Below are 23405 nucleotides of genomic sequence, written 5' to 3' on the forward strand. Positions count from 1 at the left end.
CGTTATCGTTTGTGCTGGTTGTGCCTTCCATTATCCGCTACGCCTGGATGGCATCCCGTTGCTGCTGGGCCTGAAAGCTCATTCGGTAGTTTTACAACATGGCTTTCAACCAAGGTCGAGTATCTCGTGGAGTGTCAGACTGTACGATGTTATCGCTAACACGCTTACGCCCACCCTGTGGGAACGGTTCCGGAGAGCACAATGGAAGGATGGACCCAGACAATGTCGGCCGGTCCGCTGCTGGGCATAGCGGCGGCGGCCATTGCAGTACTGCTGGTGATGGTAATCAAATTCAGGGTGCACGCATTTCTGACCCTGATTCTGGTCAGTCTGCTGACCGCCTTTGCAACCGGCATTCCGGCTGATCAGATTGTCCCCACGATGGTGGACAAGTTTGGCGGTACGCTGGGCTCGGTCGCACTGCTGGTCGGTCTGGGCGCCATGCTCGGCAAGCTGGTCGAATATTCCGGTGGTGCCGGGGTGCTGGCCGATCGCATGATTTCGATCTTCGGCGAAAAACGGGCGCCGTTCGCGCTGGGCGTTGCCTCGCTGTTCATGGGTTTCCCGATCTTCTTTGATGCCGGGCTGATCGTCATGCTGCCGGTCATCTTCGCCGTGGCCAAACGGCTGGGCGGGCCCGTACTGCTCTATGCCATTCCTGCGGCGGCGGCCTTCTCGGTCATGCACGTTTTCGTGCCGCCTCACCCAGGTCCGGTCACTGCCTCCGAACTCTATAACGCCAACCTCGGCCTGCTGTTACTGGTGGGCGTCATCATTGCTTTCCCGATGTGGCTGATCTCCGGTTACTTCTGGGGCCGGGTGACCGCCAAACAGCACCCTTTCAAGCTCTCCGACGCGCTGTTCGGCGAAGTGGATGACAATGAAGTCACCAATCCGCCGACGGTCGGTACGGTACTGGCCATGCTGCTGCTGCCGATGGTGTTGATCTTCATGAACACCGGGCTCGACTTTCTGCGCTCGCTGGGCATGGTCGACAGCAGTCAGGGCTGGTATCACGTGCTCTCCGCGCTGGGCAAAACGCCGATCGCGCTGCTGATCTCGACGCTGGTGGCGATGTGGGTGCTGGGGACTCGCCGGGGTGAGAGCGGCAACGCACTGCAGAAACTGCTCGACTCCGCGCTGGGTCCGATCTGTTCGGTGGTCCTGATTACCGGTGCAGGCGGCATGTTCGGTGGTGTACTGCAGGCATCAGGCATTGGTGATGCCCTCTCCGATTCACTCAATAACATTGGTCTGCCGGTGATCGTGGCGGCCTACCTGGTCGCTGTCATTATCCGACTCGCTCAGGGCTCGGCCACGGTGGCGCTGGTCACTGCAGCGGGCCTGATGGCGCCAGCGGTCTCCGGCGGCGATTTCTCCTCTCTGCAGGTGGTGGCGATTACCCTGGCCACGGCTGCCGGTTCGGTTTTTGCCGGTCACGTCAACGACTCCGGCTTCTGGCTGGTAGGCCGACTGCTGGGGATGGACGTCAAGACCACCCTGCAGACCTGGACCGTACAGCAGGCGATCGAGTCGGTGGTCGGCTTTGTCTTCGCCTGTATCGTTTTCGTGATTTTCTGAGCAGGAGGCTGGCATGGCGAGCAATCCTTTCGATATCAGCGGTCGCCTGGCACTGGTGACCGGTTCCTCGCGCGGATTGGGCAATGCCCTGGCGCGCGGGTTGGCGGAGCAGGGCGCGAAAGTGATCATTCACGGCCGCTCACGCGACACCGTTGATGCCGCCGCCCGCGACATCGCGAACGCCACCGGCGCTGAGGTCAGCGGCGTCACCTTTGATGTCACCGACGCCGAGGAGGTTCGTTCACAGCTGACGGCCCTCATCGAGCAGCACGGCGTGCCGGATATTCTGGTCAACAACGCCGGTCTGCAGCGGCGCGCGCCCTTTACCGAGTTCGATCCCGAAGACTGGGATGCCGTACTGGCCACCAACCTCTCCAGTGCCTTTTATGTATCGCGAGCCATTACCCCGGCCATGGCCGAGCGGGGCTCGGGCAAGGTCGTCAATATCGGCTCGGTACAGTCGAAACTGGCCCGCCAGACCATTGCGCCCTACGGTGCCTCCAAGGGCGGGGTGGTCATGCTCACTCAGGGCATGGCCGCTGATCTGGCGCGCTACAATATCCAGGTCAACTGCATCTCGCCGGGTTATTTCAGGACCGATATGAATACGGCACTGTGGCAGGATGACGACTTCAATGCCTGGATCGAGAAACGCACCCCGGCCGCGCGCTGGGGCGAGGTCGAAGAGTTGGTCGGTACGCTGCTCTATCTCTGCTCGAACGCCTCCAGCTTTGTGTCCGGGCAGAACATTCTGGTCGACGGTGGCATGACCTCCGTGGTTTGAACCTCTCTGAGGTACGTTCCTGACGAAAGGACGGTGAAATGAAAGCCCTGTTCATTCACGGCAAGCAGGATCTGCGGGAAAGCAATGTTGAGACGCCCGAGCCGGGCGAGGGTCAGGTGCGGCTGCGCATGGCCTTCGGCGGCATCTGTGGCTCCGATCTGCATTACTATCACGAAGGCGCCAACGGCGCCTTCGTGGTACGTGAGCCGCTGATTCCCGGGCACGAGATGTCCGGCGTGGTGGATCACGATCCCTCCGGGCGGCTGGCACCCGGCACGCCGGTCACCCTGCATCCGGCAACCTTTGGTGACTCGCAGCCGGGCATCGAGGCAATGCCGCACCTGTGGCCCAACGGTGCCTATCTCGGCTCCGCTTCGACCTGGCCGCACACCCAGGGCGGCATGAGCGAATATCTGATTGTTGATGCCGGCATGATTCGCCAACTCCCCGAAGGACTATCGCTGAAGCGGGCGGCACTGGCCGAGCCGTTGGCGGTCGGCCTGCACGGCATCAACATTGCCGGCGGTGTCGAAGGCAAACGAGTGCTGGTCTGTGGCTCCGGTCCGATCGGGCTGCTGGCAGCGGCAGCTGCGCTGGCAAAGGGCGCAGCCGAAGTGACTGCGACCGACGTGCTCGAAGGGCCGCTCGAGCGGGCGCGCGAGCTGGGGGTTACACGCACGCTGCAGATCGGCGTGGATGAACTGCCCGCGGAAGCCTTTGATGTGGTGCTGGAGTGCTCCGGGGTGCCGGCGTCCATCGATGGCGCCATTACCGCTGTGCGCCGCGCTGGAGTGATCGCCCAGATCGGCATGATGGGCGCTGGTCCTCAACCGGTATCGCTGGCGGCGCTGATCTCGAAGGAGGTGCAGCTGCGTGGCTGTTTCCGCTTCAATCAGGAGATCGATGAGGCGATCGAGCTGCTGGCAACCGATGAGCGCTTCGATCGGGTAATTACCCATGTATTGCCGGCGACCGATGCCGAGGCGGCCTTTGCCGCGGCAAAGGATTCGCAGGCTTCCGGCAAGGTGCTGGTCGAGTTGTGGCCGGCCGAAGGTCAGCGCTGACACTGAGTCTGGAGAGCAGGCCATGAAGATCGTCATCACCGACTGTGACCATGCCGATGTCGAGATCGAACGTGATGTTATCGACCGGTCCGGCGGCACGTGTGAGCTCTATCAGGACGTCTCGCCGGAAGGCATCATTGCCAACGCCCACGGTGCCGATGGTCTGCTGGTTCAGTATGGCCGGATTACCGGGGAGGTACTCGATGCGCTGCCGAGCGTACGAGTACTTTCCCGCTACGGCGTGGGCGTCGATACTCTTGATGTTCAGGCGGCGACAGAGCGGGGTGTGGCGGTCTGCAATGTGCCGGATTACGGCACGGAAGCGGTTTCCGATCACGCCATTGCGCTGGCACTGACCGTGGCGCGTGATACGGCCGGCATGGATCGGCGCATGCGCGACGGCCAGCCGGATCTTGCCGCTTCATGGCCGATTCATGGGTTTGCCGGGCGTCGCTTCGGTGTGGTCGGCGCTGGCGCCATCGGCAGCGCCACGGCGCGCAAGGCGGCCGGGCTGGGATTTGATGTTGTGGTATTCGACAGTCGTTACCCTCCCGGGAGCACTACTGCCGAAGGCTGGCCCGTCATCAGCCTCGATGAGCTGTTGGTCTCATCTCATGTAGTTTCAATACATGTGCCGCTTACCGAGCAGACTCATCACCTGATCGATGCCGAGGCGCTGTCTCGCATGCGCTCCGATGCCGTGCTCATCAATACCGCCCGCGGCGGCGTGGTGGATACTGCTGCGCTGGTAACGGCACTGCAGTCCCGGCAAGTGCTGGGCGCCGGGCTCGATGTGCTGGAGGAGGAGCCGCTACCGGCGGATCACCCGCTGATGGCGTGTTCACGGGTAGTCCTTACGCCCCATGCGGGCTTCTATACCGAGGAGTCCTATGCCGAGCTCAAGCGACGCACGGTGCAGAACGCCGTCGATGTCATCCAGGGGCGCCGGCCCGGCAATCTGCTCAATCCCGAAGTGCTGCATTCATTCGGGCAATGACTCGACTCATCTGCCGCTGTCATCTCTACCACTTTCATCGAAGTGGTCCATTGCTGTGACGACAGGGCTGGAATAGCGCTGATAAGCTGAAGTGGAACTGAACGAAGGGCGCGGGCCGTCCACGTTCGGCGCCGACGACATTCAGCCGCCGACGCCAGGAGGAGCGGCATGACTCCGAGACATTCGAATCGAACCCTGATGGGTCTGCTGACGGTCGCTGCATTGACCCTGCCCAATACGGCGACTGCTGATGGTGTTACGCCATCGCTGAGTGTGCAGGATCAGAGTGAGAGCTTTGGACATGTCACCGTACGCAATATCGACATTCCCGAAGATGGTTTCGTCATCATTCATGACGCTTCTGCCAGTCACGGCAGCGGTCACGGGCCGGTGGTGGGCCGAGCCTTCCTGCAGGCCGGCCATCATGCCCGGGTCAGCGTTGGGCTGAGTGACAGCGTCCAGCAGGGCGAACAGCTTACGGCGATGCTGCACCGGGATACGGGGGATCGGTACAGCTTCGAGCGGGGCAGCGACCATCCGCGTCTGGATCCGCCCGTGATGCTGAAGGGACATCAGGTGACCCGCAGTTTTACCGTCACCGATGTGCTGGGCAGTGCGAGCGGCTGATACCGCCTGCGTTTTTGGATTTCATGTTACTGTCTCATGGACCCCGGGCCTTGCCCCCGGGGTTTTTTATCGCAGGTTACCGCGGTGCGATAGACGAATCACGAGGTACAGTGTGCCGAGACCTGCCGGTGCATGACGCCTGGAGACTCCTGCATGGTTGCCGTCTGGGCCATCCTGCCGATTTTCGGCCTGATCGTTCTGGGATATCTGCTGGGATGGCGCGGCTGGCTCTCGCCGGAAGGCATGGGTGGGCTGTCGACGATCACCTTCCGGCTGTTCATGCCCTGTCTGCTGTTTACCGGGATTGCCCGGGCGCCGCTGGGGGATGCGCTTTCGCCGCTTCTGATCGCGCTCTACTTCCTGCCTGCGCTGATCATCTTCACCCTTGTCAATACGCTCATTGACCGCCGACGCCATCAGGCCAGCGCGCTGGGTCTGGCCGGCAGCTACTCCAACAACGTGCTGGTCGGACTGCCACTGGTGGCGGCACTGTTCGGCGACCAGGGGCTGGTCTATCTCTACGCCATCCTGGCCGCGCACAGCCTGATCCTGTTTACCGCGCAATCGGTGCATGTGGCACTGGCCAATGCCGAAGGGCGCCGCCCCGGCCTCGGTTCGATCCTGGCGACGCTGAAGAATCCGCTGGTGATTGCGTTGCTACTCGGCATGGTGATGAATGCACTGGGGCTCGGCCTGCCGGAGACGGTGTGGCAGATGCTGGACTGGCTGTCGCGGGCGGCGCTGCCCTGTGCCCTGCTGGTGCTGGGGATTGGCCTGACACGCTACCGGCTGCGTTCGAATCGGCTGGTGTGGAGTATCTGTGCGCTCAAGCTGATCGGTTTTCCGTTGCTGGTAGCGCTGGCGACGACGCTGGCGGGGGTCGGGGCCGTCGAGCAGCAGGTGCTGGTACTGCTGGCAGCGGGCCCGATCGGCGTCAATGCGCTGGCCTTTGCCACCACCGCCGAGGATCAGCGTACCGTGGGGGGCCTGGTCTTTCTCTCTACCCTGCTGGCGGCCCTGACCCTGCCGCTCTGGATGGCGGTGATGGCTTGAATAATACTTTTTAGCGGAGTGTATTAATTAAAAAGTCTCCATGGAATTATTATTCCTCAGACTCTAAAGAATGGCTTTTCCTGAACCGATAGTGCAGCAACGCGGTGACTCGAACGGGGGCGGTCACGCGCACTGACAAGAGACCGGGGGAAGGCAGAGATGGGATTACTGAACAGGAGTGTGGGCACCCGCCTGGTAGTAACACTGACATTCATGGCAGCACTGTTGCTGCTGGTGGGCGGGATGGGCGTGACGGCGCTGGGCAAGTCCAATGAGTCGCTGGGCGATGTCTACCGGCGCAATGTACTGCCCATGGAGGCTATCAGTGAGGTCATGAGCAGTGTCCTCAATCTGCGCGGTCAGCTGCTGACGCCGGCCCTGATTCGCAACGAAGAGGAGATGACCCGGGCACGTGACAACCTGGCCGAATACCGCGAGCACTTTGAACACGGCTGGCCGATCTACATGGCTTCGGTCCCCGCGAGCGGTCAGGAGCGTGAGCTGGCTGACAAGGTGGCCCGGGAGCACCAGGCATTCTCGGAGAAGCTGGAGCACTATTTTGCGCTGTTGGCCTCCAGGGATTTCGAGCGAGCGGTCGACTACAACAATTCGATTCTGCGAGACGAGTTCCAGGCATTGCGCGAGGATCTTACCCAACTGTTCGGGATTCAGACCGGTTCCGTACTGACTGCCTATCAGCATGGTCAGCAGGCCTATCAACATCAGCGCCTGCTCGTCTCCGGCATCATCCTGGTGGCGCTGGTCGCGCTGACACTGGTTGGCTGGCGACTGACCCGAGGTATTCTGCTGCCGCTGCGCCGCGCCCGAAGCTTTACCGCAGAGATCGCGCAGGGGCGTCTGGACATTCGCATTGAACATGGGTATCGCGATGAATTCGGCCAGGTGCTCGATGCACTGGCTGATATGCGCCATCGGCTTGCCGATATCGTCCTCCAGGCAAGGCTCAGCGCCGAAACCGTGGGTAATGCCTCGTCTCAGCTCTCCAGCGGCAACGATGAGCTCTCCCAGCGGACCCAGGAACAGGCCGCCAGTCTTGAGGAAACCGCCTCCTCGATGGAAGAAATGACCGCCACGGTGCGCCAGAATGCCGATAACGCTGGCGAGGCCGATCAGACAGCGGGGCAGGCATGTAATCAGGCGATGGCCGGTGGTGAGGTGATCAATCAGGCGGTCAGTGCCATGGAAGAGATCAGTGCTTCCAGTCGTCAGATCAGCGAGATTGTATCGCTGATCGACGATATCGCCTTCCAGACCAATTTGCTGGCACTCAATGCGGCGGTCGAGGCCGCTCGCGCCGGGGAACAGGGTCGGGGCTTCGCAGTGGTCGCCGGTGAGGTGCGAACCCTGGCAACCCGGTCGGCGGAAGCCGCCCGTGAGATCAAGACACTGGTCAATACCAGCGTCGAACGAGTGGAGAAGGGCAATGCACTGGTAACGCGCTCGGGGGAGACGCTGCGAGACATCGTGACCAGCGTGCAGCGTACCACCGAGCTGGTCTCCGCGATTGCCATGGCTGGTCGTGAACAGTCCGCTGGCATCGAACAGGTCAACATGGCGGTCTCGCAGATGGATGAAATTACCCAGCGCAACGCTGCCATGGTCGAAGAGGCCTCCAGTGCCAGCCGGCTGCTGCAGGAGCAGGCCGAGACGCTGCTGGAGAAACTGTCCTTCTTCCAGCTGGATACACGGCAGGGGCGTGCAGAACACGAACAGCCGCGTCATGAAGACCGCAGTGCTCATCACCTGATGACGACCGCCGTGCGCCAGTCGACCCGTTCTTCCGGTACGGCGACCCGGCATACCGATCGCAGACCTGCGCCGGCTCTGGCGACTGCCTCGACCGAGGGGGAGTGGGAGAGTTTCTGACGTTATCGCTGTTTTCCTTCAAGCCGCCTCCGGGCGGCTTTTTTCATGGGTGCTCAGCAGGCAAGCAATGCTCAAGTTCTCTGCACGGGCGGCCGTTAACCGCCATTAAGCGGAACTTCAACCAGTCGCCGGTGGGCTGGTCAACAATAAACGCAGGGAGATGAACCAATGCGGTTCTGGAACAGAAGTGTGGGCACCCGATTGGTGCTGACCCTGGCCTTGCTGGCCGCGCTGCTGCTGGCGGTCGGCGGGCTGGGCATCATGGCGCTGTATCAATCGAACAGTTCGATGGGGCGTGTCTATCAACGCAATGTCATTCCCATGCGAGCCCTTTCCGCAGTACTCGGTGACACCCTGGAACTGCGTGGCAAGCTGCTGACACCGGCCCTGTTTCACTCCGACGAGACCATGGCGGCGAACAGGCAGGCACTGGCGCACTATCAGCAGAGCTCTGCTCGGCAGTGGCAGCACTATCTGGCAACCAGTCAGCGTAGTGCACAGGAACAGGCGCTGATCGATCAGGTCGAGCAGGGACGCGCCGAACTCGATAAACAACTGAAGACCTATCGCCAGCAGCTCGAGTTCAATCAGCGAGGCGATGCGATCGACTTTTACAACGATACCCTGCGTGGGCAGTTCGATACCCTGCGCCAGGATCTTTCCGGTCTGCTGGATCTGCAACAGCAGCAGACCGAGAGCGCCTGGGGGCAGAGTCAATCACGCTTCGGGCAGCTGGTCTGGCTGATTGGCGCCATGGTGATCGGTGCCCTGGCCGCACTGGCACTGGTCGGCTGGCGACTGACCCGCGGCATTCTGCATCCCCTGCATCGGGCGCAGCGGTTCACTGAAGAGATCGCTCAGGGGCATCTTGATACACGTATCGAGCATCAATATCGCGATGAATTCGGCCGGGTGCTCGATGCTCTGGTCAGCATGCGCGATCAGCTTGCCGATATCGTTCGCCAGGCACGGCGCAATGCCGAAAGTGTGGGGGCAACTTCTGCACAGCTGGCCAGCGGTAACGATGAACTCTCCCGCAGAACCCAGGAGCAGGCGGCCAGCCTCGAACAGACGGCGGCCTCGATGGAAGAGATTACCGCCACGGTACGCCAGAATGCCGATAATGCCGGTCAGGCCGATCAGCTGGCCGGTAGTGCCCGTGATCAGGCGGTCGCCGGTGGTGACGTGGTCAACGAGGCCATCAGTGCGATGGGTGAGATCAACGAATCCAGCCATCAGATCAGCGAGATCGTGTCACTGATCGACAATATCGCTTTCCAGACCAATCTGCTGGCGCTCAATGCCGCGGTCGAGGCCGCCCGGGCGGGTGAGCAGGGGCGGGGATTTGCCGTGGTCGCCGGAGAAGTGCGCTCGCTGGCGACCCGCTCTGCTGAAGCCGCTCGCGAGATCAAGGCGCTGGTCCATACCAGTGTCGAGCGGGTGGAAAACGGTAGTGTGCTGGTCAAGCGCTCCGGCGAGACGCTGGCCGGCATCGTGACCAGTGTGCGGCGGACAACCGATCTGGTGTCCGAAATCGCCATGGCCAGCCGCGAGCAGACCAGCGGTATCGATCAGGTCAACACCGCCATCAGCCAGCTCGATGAAATCACTCAACGTAACGCCGCCATGGTGGAAAAGGCCACGGGCGCCAGTCGTACGCTACAGGAACAGGCCGAAGCGCTGCTCGAACGCATGGCCTTTTTCCAGCTGGCACATGACGCCGAACCGGCTCATGCCCCAAAGGGCAAGTCTCACCACTTCACTGCGATGAGTAGCGACAAACAGCCTGGCCCTCACGTTGAAAAGGCCACCCCGCAACCTGCTGAATCGTCAGCGGCGGCCTCAACAGGGGCCTCCTCAGTGACGAAGACACAGGCGCGTCCCCGCGCCGCCGAAGCTGAACTCAGCGATGACTGGGAAAGCTTCTGAAGTGCGCCTCTGATATGTCGCTGATAGGACCGCCTCCCGGGGCGGTCTTTTTTATCCCTGAATCGCCTGATTCAAGTTTGTTCGAAGTGGGGCGATAACGCCTTCGAACGGCCGGGCCCCGTCAGGCATCGGCGCAGGTGTGAGGGCAGCGGTCAGCCGATGCCGGGCAGGGGGAAAGTATCATGCTGGGATTGAAACGAAGCGTCAGGGCCAGGTTGGCGGCGACCCTGGGGTTCTGTGCATTGCTATTGGCCGCCGTAGGCGGATTGGGCGTTCATGCCCTGAATGAAGCGGATAGCGAAGTCGAGCACATCTACGAAGGCAATGTTGAACCAATGCAGGCGCTGGCGGATGTGCGAAGCCATCTGCTGGCATTACAGTCCCAACTGCTACGTGCCACGCTCGAACGCAGCCCAACCGCCACGACCGAAGCCGGACAGCAGCTCGATGCCTTCCTTGAGACCTTCGAGCAGGACTGGCCGCGCTACCTGCATGGTCAGCCGACCGGTCAGGAGCGGGTGCTGGCGGATCGTGTCATCGAGGAGCGCCAGACACTGGAAGGCAGCCTGGAGCGCTATCGTGAACTGCTGAACGAGGGACGTTTTGATCAGGCGCTGACACTGGGCAATGAACGTCTACAGCCCGGTTTTACCACCCTGAGCGCCGACCTGACCGAATTGATGAATGCGCAGGCGGCCAAGACCCTGAGTGCCTATCAGGCCGGTCAGGCGGCGCATGATGCACAGCGCTGGGTGATTCTGTCACTGCTGGGGGTTGCCCTGCTGGCACTGGGTCTGGCGGGCTGGCGGCTGACGCGAGGTATTATCCGTCCGTTGAATCGAGCCTGTGATTTCTCGGCCGAGATTGCCCGCGGCCATCTGGATGCCCGGATCGAGCACCGTTATCAGGATGAGTTCGGGCGCATGCTCAACGCCCTGGCCGGCATGCGCGATCGGCTGGTGGAGATCGTTAGTCAGGCACGGCGCAATGCTGAAACCGTCAGCGCTACTTCTGCCCAGCTGGCCAGCAGCAGCGATGAACTCTCCCAGCGTACTCAGGAGCAGGCCGCCAGCCTCGAAGAGACCGCCGCCTCCATGGAAGAGATGACCGCTACCGTGCGCCAGAACGCCGACAATGCCGAGCAGGCCGATCAGTTGGCCAGTGGCGTGCGCGCTCAGGCGGTCGCCGGCGGGGAAGTGGCCGGTCGGGCAGTCTCGGCCATGGAAGACATTCATCGCTCCAGCCAGCAGATTGCCGAGTTCATTACCATGATCGACGGCATCGCCTTCCAGACCAACCTGCTGGCACTCAACGCGGCAGTCGAAGCGGCCCGCGCTGGCGAGCAGGGGCGTGGATTTGCGGTAGTGGCGGGGGAGGTGCGCAACCTCGCCAGTCGCAGCGCCGAGGCCGCGCGCGAGGTCAAATCGCTGGTCGAAACCAGTGTGCACTCCGTGGAAAACGGCAGCCAGCTGGTGCGACAGTCCGGCGAAGCGCTGGCCGAGATCGTTACCAGCGTACGGCGCACCACCGATATCGTCTCTGAAATGGCGCTCGCCAATCGCGAACAGTCCACCGGGATCGATCAGGTCAACCTGGCGGTCAGCCAGATGGATGAGATCACCCAGCGTAATGCCACCATGGTCGAGCAGGCGGCAGAGGCCAGTCGGCTCTTGCAGGAGCAGGCCGAAGCGCTGCTCGAACGCATGGCCTTCTTCCGCCTGGAGCATGCCGGCAGCGAACTGACCCCGGCGACCGCCATGGGCCGCACGAAGCGGCTGGCCGCTGTGAAGGCCGCCAATAACGAACACTCACCCCGAATTCGCAGCACTCACCCGGCCAAGGGTACGTCATCACAGCAGCACCTCCATCGGCCACAGGCATCGAGCTCTCGCACATCCACCACCGAGGATGAGTGGGAAAGCTTCTGACACCTGTAACAGGCCTCAAAAGCGAGGAGCGCTCGACCTCGAGCGCTCCCTGAAGCTGCCTGCTCGGCAGTAAAGCCGCGCCCAACCCCACGCGTTTCGGCCCTTCGTTGCTGAGCTGCCTGCACGGCAGCGAACCGGGCGATGGCGGCGGAGCGGCGGGTTTCGGCTTTCTGAGCTGCCTGCACGGCAGCGAACTCCATGCAGGCAGTTAGTGAAGCGGCCATCGGGCCGCTTCAGTCATCGTCCTCGGGTTCGAGGGTGAACTGGCTATAACGTACCGCGGCCTGGAGCCTTTCAAGACGGTTGACGCCGGGCTCTTCGATAAAGGCGCTGGCGGCTTCCAGTAACCGGCGATGGGCAATGCGCTCGGCACGAGAGCGTGTGAAGGCGGCCAGCAGGGTGGCCAGCCTGCCATGATGATGAGGCTGGGCTGATCTGAAAGAAGGTAGCATGATCGATCCTCTCCCGATGAAGCCGGGCCGCTCGGACCCGGCTGTGATGATGGGGGGCGGTGTGCTTACCAGAGCTTGATGTTCATGCCCGCGCCGTAGGCGTTGTTGCCGCGTGAATCGTGCGACCAGTTGGCATTGACGAACAGACGATCGTTGAGCGGCGCACCGAGGGCGAGAGAGGCAGCGTTTTCTCCCTTGTAGGAGCCTCCGGCAATGCTCAGCTGACCGCCTGCATCGGCGCCCAGGTAGAACTGATGCGAAGCGGCTGCGATGGCTGCGGCCACGCCAGCCTCAAGGTCGTCCACGTCGCCACGAATGTCGGCAATATCCGCCCGGTTCTGCTGGATGTCTGCGGTATTGCGATTGATCGCTTCCGAGTGCTGCGCAAGGCTGGCACTGGTCTGGCGCTGATAGTCGCGAAGCTCGACCGCATTGCGATTGATGACGTTAGCGTGCTGGTTCAGTGCTTCGTCCTGACGATCATTGGTGCTGGCATTGGCCTGGATGGCGCTATCCTGCTGTTCGTTGAGCTGTGCATTGGCCAGAATGCCCTGCCGGTTGGTTTCGATGTTTTTGGTATTGGTCTGACCGGTTGCCGTATTGCGGTCGGCCTGCGCCGAGACGCTATCAATGCGTTGCCCGTTGCGGCTGATATCACTGTCCTGGCGCACATTGGTCTGCGTGTTGGCGGTAATGTCGCTGTCCTGGCGTACATTGGTCTGCGTGTTGGCAGCAATATTTCCGCTGTTGGTATCGGTACGCTGGCCGAGGTCGCTCATGGCGTCGTCTTGGGCCTGGTCGTGCGCCTTGATGCCGCCGATCTGGGCGAATGTGTTGTCGATGGCGCTGTCCTGGCGCTGGTTGTGCGCGTCCATGTCATCAAGGCGGCCGCGGTTCTGACGAATAACGCCTTCCTGGCGATCATTCCAGGCAGCCTGCTCATCGATTCTGCGCTGATTGCCTTCGCCCAGTCCGGTATTGCGATCAGCGTGTGCCGAGACCTCGCTGATGGCGTTGCGGTTGTCTTCGATCTGTTGACTATTGTTGGCAATATCCTGCTGCATGTCCTCGACGATGCAGCCGCAATTGTCATAAGGGCTGGCATAAGCCGAAGTGAATGACGTCATCAGAGCAGCGGATACGGCAGAGGCGATCAGCGTCTTTTTCATGATGAATCTTCCCTGATTGGTTCCCTGAAGCGGCCCTCTCCGGTAATCGGGTAGTGACCGTTTTCTGTCAGCTTTCCGGGGTGATTCAGCGAGATGCGAATCAATGTTTCCGGAAGAAACTGTTTGTAATTCTGGCGGGAAGAGACGGTGATGATTGTGCCATTGGAAGTGCGACGTACTGCTGATATCAGCAATGTCATCGGCTGATAGAGAGATGTCTGTCTGTTTAAACCCCCTTGAAGAATTAGATTTCTGATGCTGCTGATATCAAGTATTTAATTTTTCAAAGCACCATGAACCATAAGACATGATTTTTATGGTGTGTCCGATTTCGATGGAGTTTTCCCATTGTGAACAGTGCGCTTGCTCGCGATGATAAAAGAATGATGGTCGCACTGATGATGGTTCGGACCGTCATTGGGAAAAGCGCTGGATGGGCCTCGCCGAAGGTGAATATTCGAAATTCTGATGGTGTGTGGTGATGATCCAGATGGCACAATTATTGGCAGGATCATGAGAAAAGAATGAATTCGGCCCCATGGAACAGGTTTACAATATGCAGCTTTTGGGGGTGAATATTTAACCGCGTGAGAAGCTGTGGCACTGCAAAAGCAGTGGGAGTAGTGGAAGTTTGTGCCGATAAGGATTCGTTACGTTAACGTGAAATGATGGTGGCTATAGAGGATTTTCTGCTTTCCGGTATCGCTGTGATGACAGCCAAAAGGGCGGTTTTGGCAGGTATCAGACGAATAAATAACGTTGGATAAACAGATCTGCATATTAGTTTGCGCCGCTTTGTGTCACTTTTTGTTACATCGCCGGCAGCGAAGGTACAGACCGAGCCGGTAGAACAGGCAAGGGGCGCAAACATGACTGAGGTAACGGCAACCTATCCGCATTCTCGCAGTCAGGGCCGGGGACGATCACGTCTTTTCCATGCACTTCGTCATGCCGTGACCAGCAGGCTGTCTGATCGGCAGTACGTGGCCATGGTGTATCGGCGTGAGTTCGGTTACTGGCCGAATCTGAAGGCGCCGCGCACCTTCAATGAAAAGATATGCCGCCGGCGCATTGACCCCGATCCGATCTTTACGCCGCTGAGCGACAAGGTGCTGGCGCGCGACTACGTTCGCTCCATCGTGGGCGAGCAGTACCTGATCCCGTGTCATGGGGTTTGCAAACAGCTGAACAATGAGTTGTATCACGCCCTGCCAGAGCAGTTCGTGATGAAGGCCAATCACGGTTCGGGCTTCAATCTGCTGGTACGCGACAAGCATGACTATCCGCTGCATATGTTGAATGCGCTGGGTGCCCAGTGGCTGGCCAATGATTTTGCTGCCAGTAGTCGAGAGCGCCATTACAGGGGCATCGACCCGCAGCTGATGTTCGAAAAGTTGCTGCTGGATGAACGGGGCAGGGCACCAAAGGACTACAAGTTCTACTGCTTTCGCAAACCGGGTGAAGCGCCTCGGGTGTTCATTGAAGTCGATCACGATCGGTTCGAACATCTGGCGTTCGATTATTACACCAGCGACTGGCAGCTGGTCGATATCGTTGAAGAGCAGTTTACCACCGGTGTGCCGTTGCCTCGGCCGGCCAGGCTCAACGAGGCATTGAACGTTGCGCTGAAACTGTCGGAAGGATTCGGTTTCGCTCGGGTCGATCTGTATCTGACCGAGCACCGTGTCTACTTCGGCGAGATCACGTTCACGCCGACCGGTGGACTGAAGCACTTCCGCTCGCATGAACAGGATCTTGCCTGGGGGCAGCTGTTCGAGGAGTGCCGTTATCAGACACCCGCGCTGGTCGAGCGCGATCGGCAATACGCCAGCTGAGCCGCCCTCATTGGAAAATACCGGCGTTCTTCCCGAGTGAACTGCCGGTGTTTTACCAGCCCACGAACATCAGCCACCAGGCCAGACCCACCAGCCCGAGTGCCAGGCCCACGCCAGCCAGCATGCCTGACCGTCGTCCCGGGTGCGTTGTGTACTCGCCCGCGATACGCCAGGCCAGCCGAAGCGACCAGAACATGGCCAGCGCCAGCAGCAGGGCGCGGAACTCGTTGATCCAGTAAAGTTGCAGACCATCACCTCTCAGCAGCGTCACGGTCGTGGCGGAAAGTCCGAGGAAGACGCCAATGCCGCCTACCGGGATCAGGGCGTGTGAAAGGTGCCAGAGCCTCTGCCATGACCAGCGTCCGAGACAGGCGTTACCCAGTGCCAGTGCCAGGCTGATGGCCGAGCCCAGCAGTATGCTCGTCGTCAGGATATAACTGATCAGCACTGCGCCATCGAGCAGATTGAAAACGTCGTTATGGGCCGGGTAGTTGGTCAGTAGCCACCAGGGGGCGGTGGTCTCGAGCGGCCACAGCCAGCCGTGATTGACCAGCCAGAGTGCCACGGCCTGCTTGAGGGCCACGAACCATGGGCTGACGGTCCAGTGGAAGGCGCCAATGGCCACGCCCAGCAACCCATGAATCAGCAGAATAAACTCCCACCGGGTCGCTCGCTGCGCGCTCTCTTCGATGACTTCCACACCTGGCATGCGGGTCGACAGGAAGATGGCCTCCTTGTAGCCACTGCACCGGGCGCACATGTGACATGGGCTGGTGCTCTGCATCTGCTTGAGGGGCACCAGCGGAGGGCAGTGTGGTGCGTGGTGGCGTACCTCGCTGCCACGGTGCTCATGATTGAAGCGCTCCCAGGCACTGCGATCAGTCAGGAAAGCCAGTGGCGAGAGTTTGGAGAGCAGTGAGAACACGCCATTGACCGGGCACAGATGGCGACACCAGACGCGTGTGCCGCGCTTGCCGTAGATCAGCCCCACCAGCACCGCAGCGACGGTAGAACCGCCCAGCACTACCAGTGCGCCGGTCGGATACTGGTAGACACTGGCCATCTGGCCGTAGAGGGTCGTGCCGAGAAAGGCCACGAAGGGCCAGCCCGGCCAGCGCATCCAGCGTGGAATGGGGCGGCCCAGGCCGATATGCGTGGCTGCCTCGGTCAGGGTGCCCTCCGGGCAGAAAACCCCACACCAGACCCGCCCCAGCAGCACCATGCTGATCAGCACGAAGGGCCACCAGAGCCCCCAGAAGATGAACTCGGCCAGCACTGTCAGATTGGTCAGGATATGGGCCTGATCGTCAGGCAGCGGTAGCAGGGCCGGCACCAGCAGCAGGAATCCGTAAAGACCGACCACACTCCATTGAATGGTCTGGATGACACCGCGATGATCGCGCATCCAGTGGCCAAGGGCTGCCACACGGGGAGCGGCGGGGCGCGAATGGGTATGGCAGCCTGACATTACGGTGCCTGCATGCCGTTTGATGTGTCATGCCTGACAGTCATTGGAATGCGGCGGCGCTGCCAGCGTAGCAGGGTCGCTATCACGCCCCAGTAGAGTACCCAGCCGACCACAGCGGTCAGTGGCGGCATGGCACGATAACCGGCGAAGGTCGCCAGTAATCCGCCGAGGCCCTCGCTGTCGTTGAGTAGTGCACTGCTGTCCCAGAGAGGGTCGGGGCCGGCCGGCAGCACGCCGAGATCGATCAGACGCTCAATGCCACCGACCAGCAGCGAGGCGGCCAGTAGCAGTAACAGCACTTCGGTGACCGCAAAGAAGCGGCGCCAGGAGAACAGGCGATTTCCCAGCTGCATGATCTGAAAGGTCAGCACGGCAAGCCCGAAGCCGGAGGCGGCGGCGATCAGGAAGGGCGTCATCGCGCCGCTGTACCACTGCGCCATGCCCATGCCGTACAGGAATACCACGGTTTCCGAGCCCTCACGGGCGACCGCAATGGCCACCAGCGTGGCAATACCCCAGTAATGGGCATTACCCACCGAGTGGGCCAGGCCGCTTTCCAGCTCGGTTTTAAGGGTTCGCGCATGCGTTCGCATCCAGAACACCATCTGAACGATCAGGATGCAGGCCGTGAGGACCATGACGGTCTGGAAGATGCCTTGTGCCGAACCGCTCAGCCAGCTGGCGGCGCTCATCAGTGCCATGCCGATGAGGCCGGCCAGCCCCAGCCCGGCCAGTACGCCCAGCCACATGTAACGCAACCCCACCCGTGCACCGGATTGACTCAGCCAGGCATGCACGATACCGATGATAAGGATGGCTTCGACACTTTCTCGCCAGACAATGAGGAGAACCTGATTGAACATGAGTGGATTCCTGCTGCAGTGAACGCCGGCGCCTGGCGGCTCATTCGGGGGTGGCCGCTTCAGCGATCAGCGAGCCACGGGCATCGGGATGAAAGTCGTCGAAGAAGTCGTAGCTGCCCGGCTTCAGAGGGTGTATGACGACAAACGATGTGACCGACGGTCCCAGTACTTTTTCCTTGCGCAATGAAGTGCTCTCGAATTCGGCGGGGGTATTGCCGGTATTCTTCAGAGTGATTTTGAATCGTTCGCCCGCCTTGACGTGCAGGGTCCGGGGAGAGAGCGTGCCGTTGTGCAGGGTCAGCGTGTATTCGGTCAGCTCGCTGGCGTAGGCAGTGCTGGCCAGACTCAGACTCGTCAGCAGGGCCAGCAGTCGGAGCATGTGTTTCATGGGAACTCCCTCGTCACGGATCGCCTGCCCCGATACGGCGGGACAGGCATTGCTGCAAGTGTCAGTAACCGCCTTTCTTGCCCACCCCGGCGTAGACGAAATCGTAATCCACAGTGAACGGCTTGTACCACGGCCCTACGCCGGTCTCCTTGTCGATATGACGCATCATCTGCGGATGATGCACGGTCAGGGTCAAATGATATTTGCCCGGACCTGCCAGGCGGACATTGTCGCCGTAGTGCGGGCCGTCATTGGCCACCATGGCGTCCATGGTGCCGCTGATGCTCTGGTCGCTGCCCTGCTTGCGGAGGGTGTAATCGACCTGCAGATAGGGCATCCAGTCACCGGGGGCGAAGCCGTTGGGGTTGTTTTCCAGTGAGTGAATATCGGCTTCCAGATGAATGTCGGCCTGGGCGGCGGGGGTCTGTCCTGCCGGCTCCATGCTGACCGGCTGCAGATAAACCGCAGCGACTTCCATGCCATGCTCATGCTTCGGTTTGCCGATCGGATATTCGAGGGCGTAGGCAGATGTGGAGAGGAAGGCGAGAGTGGGGAGTGTCCAGAGCCAGCGAAAGGGTGTCATCGTGCTGTTTCCCGAGAGATGATGAAGAGTGGGTTTGTTCATGAATGATAATCAATCTCATCGCATGATACTCACTTGCGGCCGGCAGGCAAGTGGCACTCGGTCGCATCACCCTCATTTCAGGGAAGGGCACCGTTTCGAAACGCTGATTCAGCTCGGCTGCAGAGCGTAGTGCTCGGGCTGGACAAGCCCTTCCAGACGGCCCAGCTGAGGAAAATCCACTCGGCTCAGAACATCGTTCATGGTCATCCGGTTGCGAGCGATATTCAGTACCACTCTGATCCGCTCGGGCTGACCCTGCTGGTCCAGCTCCATCACCCAGGCGAGAAAGCCCCGCGAGAATCTGATCAGGCTACCGATGGGGTAGAAGCCGTGCCGTTGGATGTAGCGGGTGACCCACCACTTGTCGAAGCGGTCGGGACGATTATAGAGGAAGCGGTAGGCTTCTATGGCGGTATAGGACTGGCGGTCGCCGCGGGGGCGCCGCATGGCATCGAGGGCATCGATCACGCTGGCCATGCGGGTGACCGGGGTCAGTGCTTCAGCGGTCAGACCATGCGGATAGCCGCTGCCATCGAGGCGTTCATTGATGCAGCCGACAATCTCGTGACACAGGGTGGCATCGAGCCACGCCACCGGGGCGAGGGCCTCGATCATGATATCGACATGGCGACGCAGATAGTGCTTCTGCTCTTCTGTCAGCTGGCCTTCCAGACTGGTCAGCTCCTCGCTGATCAACATCGCCTTGCCCATGTCGTGCAGCAGGGCGGCCATCACCGCTTCCCGGACCCGGTCGGCATGCTCGGTTTCCGCCAGCATCAGATCGGCGAGATGGCCGGCAACGGTCAGCGAGTGCTGAATCCATTGCGGCTCTTCATCCATGCAGCAGAGGGCGTACAGGAACACCGGGCGATTCTTCTTCAGCAGTCTCAGCAGGGTGGTGGCGCCATTGTGCAGGGTGTTGGCCGGGATCGGTTGCTGGTTCAGCAGTGCCAGATGGGCGATGTGCAGCTGGCGTGCCACCTCGCGGATGGCCGTCACCATGGGCTGGCGGTCGCCTCGGCCACTCTGGCGACGCTGGTAGCCACTGCGTTGATACCCTGGCTCATCGGCTATAAACAAGGGCGAGGGCCAGGCCATGCGGCCGCCTTCGCCGGTTCGATAGGTCCCTTCGCGTTCCACTTCGTTGATGAAGTAGATCAGGCGATTTTCATCCCCGGAAGCCAGCTCGCGAAAGGCGACCCCCACGGCCGCAAAGTGCGAACGTCCGGCCGGGCGAACATGGCGGACCTGGCCGGCAATTTTCAGCTGGGCGCCATTCGGGAAAGTGATGGCAATTTCCGGCAGCCATATATCGCGGCGAAACGGCGCACTGTGACTCAGTGGTACTTCCAGCTGACAGCCGCTGGCGGAGAGATCACGAATCCCCGCTTCAATGGCAGGTTGATCGGTAAATATCCTGACTCGGACGCTGGCCTGCATGCCTCGAATGAAGGGCATGCGCACATTGCGTCGTTTGGAGCTGGTAGACATTCGACCGGGAAAATGACACCGCAGCTCCAGAGTGTCAGCGTTGCGGTGGGCGGCGAGCACTTCGAAGGCGTCGAATTGCAGCGCCTCGGAGGCGGTTTCGGCGCGCAGGATCAGATCGGTCAGATTCAGCTCACTGGCATCGAGCGCCTGGGCATCTGTCAGCGCAAGTGTCAGCGTATTGTGCTCCGGCTCGATCTGGCTGATCGAGGCGGGAAAGGCGATTGCCGCCGCAGACAGGGTGATCGACAGCACATGCGTCTCATCGCTCAGCGACTCGACCACCGTGGCGATATGATGGGTATCGCTGATTTCTATCTGCTGGCGAGGCTGACTTTCGCGCGTCTCCATGACATCGTCCGTGGCTTGCGGGGCAGGGGGCGACAAAGACCCCGAACAGTTTTATCGGCCGATGACAGCAGTACTTTAAACGCCGGGTAAACGATTATTGGGTCGACCAGCTCCTGCCACCGGAGGGTGTCTGTCCGGTGGGACATTGGATGCCGCTGGTGGAGTATTCCACCGAACCATCGGGATGTCGGCAGACTTTGGCGCCTCCCCGGGATTGGCCGTCATACCCCTTGAGGCGATAGCTGTCGGGGATATGGTTCGAGCGCCAGTGCTCGAGCTGGGAAGGCGGCAGCACCACGCCGATGTCGACATCACGACGGGGGTCGAAATGACGATAGCCGTGCGTGCCGAAGTGACGATGTCTCGGTTGTTTCCAGGTGGGGCGCTCGAGCGGCGATGCGGGTGGCAGTATGCCTCCCTCGGTGACCACGACCTGCTGGGCGCTCGCCTGAAGGGGCAGCACAAGCAGCAGAGCAGTCAGCAGCGATAGACCGTAACGGTGGGAGGGACCCGATGACATCGGCATGGTGTTCTCCATGAAGAGTGACCGTCGAACGAGGGCGGTCCATGAGTGCATGATCGGCCGCCGCGGGCGCACCTTGAGCCTGAATGGCCGCGATGGTCTGCCATGATCCGCAAAGGGACATGTTACCCTGGCGCATGGCGCTGCGTGACGCCGTGAAAGTCTACGTCGGAAATTTCTCATGAATGTGCAATCTCCCCAGTCGGAACCTCTGTGGCAGTGGCGTTATCGATTGAGCCTGGCCCATCACCGTGGGCTGCTGTGGCTGTCGGGGTCACCGCACTGGACGCGACAGCAGGCCCGGTTACTGGCCGGGGAAGCGCATGTGCTCTGGGTCGGGGGACAGCCACCGGCAGATGGCGGGATCGAGGCACTCGCTCCGGGGCAGGCCCGGTCACGGCTGGGGGGCGAAAATGATCTGGTGGTGTTCGATGCGCATGACGACCAGGGCAGTGGATTCGATCCTGATGCCTTTGGCGCACTGGCGGGCACCGTGCGCGCTGGCGGCCTGCTGTTGCTGCTCACGCCTGCACACTGGGGCAGTCGGGCCGATGCTGATCACCTCCGGCTCTGCGACGAGGCAACGCCACCTGAGACGCTGAGTCCGCGCTACCTTGCGCGACTGGCGCGGCTGCTGAGGCACTCGCCCAAAGTGGCCCGCTGGCAGCAAGGGGAGGCCACGCTTCATCTGCCGGTCGTGGCGGAGGCCTCCAGACCGGGCGACCAACCCACTGATACGGACTGCCTGACAGCGGATCAGGCCGAGGCCGTACGACTGCTGGGGCGGTTGAGGCGTCGGCGGCCACTGGTGCTGACCGCCGATCGCGGCCGCGGCAAGAGTGCCGCGCTTGGCATCGCTGCGGCCCGGCGACTGCAGGCGGGCGAGAGAGAGCTGCTGGTCACTGCGCCACGCCCGGCAGCGGTTGAACCGCTGTTCGAACGCCTGATGGCACTGCTGCCCACCGGGCAGCGTGAGGGCAATGCGTTCTGCTGGCCGTCGCCGGATGGCACACTTCACCAGGTGCGCTTCATTGCCCCTGATGCGCTGACCGAACAGCTCGAGAGCCTGGGGGGCGCGGGCGCCACACTCCTGGTCGATGAAGCGGCCGCACTGCCGGCACAGCTGCTGACCCGCTGGCTCAGGGCCTTTCCACGCATCGTCTTTGCCACCACCGTGCATGGTTATGAAGGCAGTGGGCGCGGCTTTGCCCTGCGCTTTCGTGATCAGCTTGATCGCCATGCGCCGCAGTGGCGCCATTTTGAAATGACAATCCCGGTGCGCTGGGCGCCCGAGGATCCACTGGAACAGCTCACCGCCGAACTGCTCTGTCTGGATGCGACCGTGACGCCGCTGCCGTGGCCTGTCGAGCTGGAAGCCGTGACGACTCGCCGGCTGGATCGCGACGATCTGGCGCATCACGAAGCTGAATTGCGACGCCTGTTCGGCCTGCTGGTACAGGCCCACTATCGCACCACGCCGGCTGATCTGCGCACTTTGCTGGTGGCGCCCGGGGTCAGTCTGGAGGTGATCGAGCAGCAGGATGTATTGCTGGGCGTGGCGGTATGCAGCGATGAGGGCGGCTTTGAAGCGTCCCTGGCCGAACGGATCGCCCGGGGCGAGCGGCGACCGCGCGGGCATCTGCTGCCACAGTCGCTGGCGGTGCATGCTGGTGTGCAAGAAGCTGCCGAGCAGCGCTGGCGTCGTGTAATGCGGATTGCCGTCCATCCCGAGGCTCGCCACGGCGGTCTCGGACAGGCACTGTTGCAAGCCGTCGCCTGCCGGGCCCGCGACGAAGGGATAGCACTGCTGGGGGCAAGTTTCGGTGCCGAACCCGGGTTGATGCGCTTCTGGCAGCGGGCGGGATTTGCGCCGCTGCGCCCTGGGCTGACGGCGGAAACCTCCACCGGAGAGCATGCGCTGATGGTGGCGCGTGCGCTGACGACTGAGGGTGAGACGCTGCTGGCGGCGCTGCAAGACGCACTGCGTGAGCAGTTGGGCGAGCTGCTGCTGATTGAGCTGGCTGGGCTCGATCCCGGTGTGGCGGCCACGCTGCTGGCGCAGGTCGCCGTGACGCCCGACCCCCTGACTTCAGCTGAGCGCACTCGCCTGACACGTTTTACGCAGGGTCGCGCGCCGCTGGTGCCGGTGCGACCGCTGCTGCGTCGTATCCTGTTGATGGCGCTGATCAGGCACGCACAAGACGCGACTACGAGCGAAGATGACTCGATACAGCTGGCCTCATTGACCGGTGTGCTCTGGCAGGGACGCTCGCTTGACTGGCTGGCCTCGCAGCACGGACTGGCCGGACGGCAGGCAGCGCTGGACTGGTTGCGGGCACGCAGCGGCGAATTGACGGTGTCACCTGTCTGAGTGGGCGGGGCTGATGATGCCT

General features: G+C 61.5%; 19 protein-coding genes. 11 read left to right on the top strand and 8 right to left on the bottom strand.

Annotated features, from left to right (window positions below):
- The first annotated feature begins 201 nt into the window (after positions 1-201).
- From FY550_RS00940 to FY550_RS00980, 9 genes are all read left to right on the top strand, one after another.
- Entirely contained in the window at positions 202-1581 is a 1380-nt protein-coding gene (locus FY550_RS00940; RefSeq protein ID WP_070980726.1) for a GntP family permease, read from the top strand.
- Between the two features lie 13 nt (positions 1582-1594).
- Complete coding sequence (locus FY550_RS00945; RefSeq protein WP_070980728.1) at positions 1595-2365, top strand: glucose 1-dehydrogenase; 771 nt, start codon at positions 1595-1597, stop codon at positions 2363-2365.
- Between the two features lie 38 nt (positions 2366-2403).
- A complete protein-coding gene (locus FY550_RS00950) occupies positions 2404-3429 on the top strand; it encodes an L-idonate 5-dehydrogenase (RefSeq protein ID WP_070980731.1) in 1026 nt (341 codons plus the stop codon).
- A 22-nt stretch (positions 3430-3451) separates the two neighbouring features.
- A complete protein-coding gene (locus FY550_RS00955; protein WP_070980733.1) occupies positions 3452-4426 on the top strand; it encodes a C-terminal binding protein in 975 nt (324 codons plus the stop codon).
- A 168-nt stretch (positions 4427-4594) separates the two neighbouring features.
- Positions 4595-5053 carry a DUF7282 domain-containing protein gene (locus tag FY550_RS00960; RefSeq protein ID WP_070980735.1) on the top strand — a complete coding sequence of 153 codons (459 nt, stop codon included), beginning with the start codon at positions 4595-4597 and terminating at the stop codon, positions 5051-5053.
- A 153-nt stretch (positions 5054-5206) separates the two neighbouring features.
- Positions 5207-6106: an AEC family transporter gene (locus FY550_RS00965; protein WP_070980737.1), complete on the top strand. Its 900-nt coding sequence runs from the start codon at positions 5207-5209 to the stop codon at positions 6104-6106.
- Between the two features lie 159 nt (positions 6107-6265).
- On the top strand, positions 6266-7993 hold the full coding sequence (locus tag FY550_RS00970) for a methyl-accepting chemotaxis protein (protein ID WP_149054295.1): 1728 nt from the start codon (positions 6266-6268) through the stop codon (positions 7991-7993).
- A 168-nt stretch (positions 7994-8161) separates the two neighbouring features.
- The gene (locus tag FY550_RS00975) at positions 8162-9922 is read left to right on the top strand and encodes a methyl-accepting chemotaxis protein (protein ID WP_070980745.1); all 1761 of its coding nucleotides are present in this window, start codon (positions 8162-8164) and stop codon (positions 9920-9922) included.
- 182 nt (positions 9923-10104) lie between these two features.
- The gene (locus FY550_RS00980; RefSeq protein ID WP_070980746.1) at positions 10105-11850 is read left to right on the top strand and encodes a methyl-accepting chemotaxis protein; all 1746 of its coding nucleotides are present in this window, start codon (positions 10105-10107) and stop codon (positions 11848-11850) included.
- A gap of 233 nt (positions 11851-12083) precedes the next feature.
- Here the strand turns inward: FY550_RS00980 and FY550_RS00985 are convergent, their stop codons facing one another.
- Complete coding sequence (locus FY550_RS00985; RefSeq protein WP_070980749.1) at positions 12084-12302, bottom strand: hypothetical protein; 219 nt, start codon at positions 12300-12302, stop codon at positions 12084-12086.
- Between the two features lie 65 nt (positions 12303-12367).
- Entirely contained in the window at positions 12368-13471 is a 1104-nt protein-coding gene (locus tag FY550_RS00990; RefSeq protein WP_070980751.1) for a YadA-like family protein, read from the bottom strand.
- 869 nt (positions 13472-14340) lie between these two features.
- Between FY550_RS00990 and FY550_RS00995 the strand changes: the two genes are divergently transcribed.
- A complete protein-coding gene (locus FY550_RS00995; protein ID WP_070980753.1) occupies positions 14341-15306 on the top strand; it encodes an ATP-grasp fold amidoligase family protein in 966 nt (321 codons plus the stop codon).
- A gap of 52 nt (positions 15307-15358) precedes the next feature.
- On the opposite strand, the gene FY550_RS01000 is transcribed toward FY550_RS00995, so the two are convergent.
- The 6 genes from FY550_RS01000 to FY550_RS01025 form a co-directional block, all read right to left on the bottom strand.
- Positions 15359-16711, bottom strand: coding sequence for a 4Fe-4S binding protein (locus FY550_RS01000; protein ID WP_070980946.1), 1353 nt, complete (start codon positions 16709-16711; stop codon positions 15359-15361).
- Between the two features lie 62 nt (positions 16712-16773).
- Positions 16774-17637 (bottom strand): FTR1 family iron permease, encoded by an 864-nt coding sequence (locus tag FY550_RS01005; RefSeq protein WP_070980756.1) that lies wholly within the window; start codon positions 17635-17637, stop codon positions 16774-16776.
- A gap of 40 nt (positions 17638-17677) precedes the next feature.
- A complete protein-coding gene (locus tag FY550_RS01010; protein WP_070980759.1) occupies positions 17678-18025 on the bottom strand; it encodes a cupredoxin domain-containing protein in 348 nt (115 codons plus the stop codon).
- 61 nt (positions 18026-18086) lie between these two features.
- Entirely contained in the window at positions 18087-18608 is a 522-nt protein-coding gene (locus tag FY550_RS01015; protein ID WP_149054296.1) for an iron transporter, read from the bottom strand.
- Between the two features lie 150 nt (positions 18609-18758).
- The gene (locus tag FY550_RS01020) at positions 18759-20489 is read right to left on the bottom strand and encodes an HD domain-containing phosphohydrolase (RefSeq protein WP_149054297.1); all 1731 of its coding nucleotides are present in this window, start codon (positions 20487-20489) and stop codon (positions 18759-18761) included.
- 94 nt (positions 20490-20583) lie between these two features.
- Complete coding sequence (locus FY550_RS01025) at positions 20584-21015, bottom strand: hypothetical protein (RefSeq protein ID WP_070980764.1); 432 nt, start codon at positions 21013-21015, stop codon at positions 20584-20586.
- Positions 21016-21193: 178 nt separating this feature from the next.
- On the opposite strand from FY550_RS01025, the gene FY550_RS01030 reads away from it, so the two are divergent.
- Entirely contained in the window at positions 21194-23383 is a 2190-nt protein-coding gene (locus FY550_RS01030) for a tRNA(Met) cytidine acetyltransferase TmcA (RefSeq protein WP_070980766.1), read from the top strand.
- Positions 23384-23405: the final 22 nt, after the last annotated feature.

This window comes from Kushneria phosphatilytica (assembly GCF_008247605.1).
GTDB lineage: Bacteria > Pseudomonadota > Gammaproteobacteria > Pseudomonadales > Halomonadaceae > Kushneria > Kushneria phosphatilytica.